The organism is Amycolatopsis sp. TRM77291 (assembly GCF_054166285.1).
Genome location: NZ_JBSZHF010000046.1, coordinates 1 through 561 on the forward strand (window position 1 = coordinate 1; position 561 = coordinate 561).

Here is a 561-nt window from a genome sequence, read left to right on the forward strand (position 1 = left end):
GTGTAAGGGGGATTTCTGTTCATGGGGGTAATGATACCGATGAAACGAGAGAGGATGCTCACGATACGGGTTACTGATGATGAACATGCCCGGTTACTGGAACGTTGTGAGGGTAAACAACTGGCGGTATGGATGCGGCGGGACCAGAGAAAAATCACTCAGGGTCAATGCCAGCGCTTCGTTAATACAGATGTAGGTGTTCCACAGGGTAGCCAGCAGCATCCTGCGATGCAGATCCGGAACATAATGGTGCAGGGCGCTGACTTCCGCGTTTCCAGACTTTACGAAACACGGAAACCGAAGACCATTCATGTTGTTGCTCAGGTCGCAGACGTTTTGCAGCAGCAGTCGCTTCACGTTCGCTCGCGTATCGGTGATTCATTCTGCTAACCAGTAAGGCAACCCCGCCAGCCTAGCCGGGTCCTCAACGACAGGAGCACGATCATGCGCACCCGTGGGGCCGCCATGCCGGCGATAATGGCCTGCTTCTCGCCGAAACGTTTGGTGGCGGGACCAGTGACGAAGGCTTGAGCGAGGGCGTGCAAGATTCCGAATACCGCA

1 protein-coding gene is annotated in these 561 nt (G+C 55.1%); it reads right to left on the reverse strand.

Going from position 1 to position 561, the window contains the following annotated elements; translation table 11 throughout:
- Positions 1-93 precede the first annotated feature (93 nt).
- Positions 94-357, reverse strand: a complete 264-nt coding sequence (locus tag ACXIZN_RS43290; RefSeq protein WP_003660253.1) for a site-specific integrase — start codon at positions 355-357, stop codon at positions 94-96.
- Positions 358-561 lie beyond the last annotated feature (204 nt).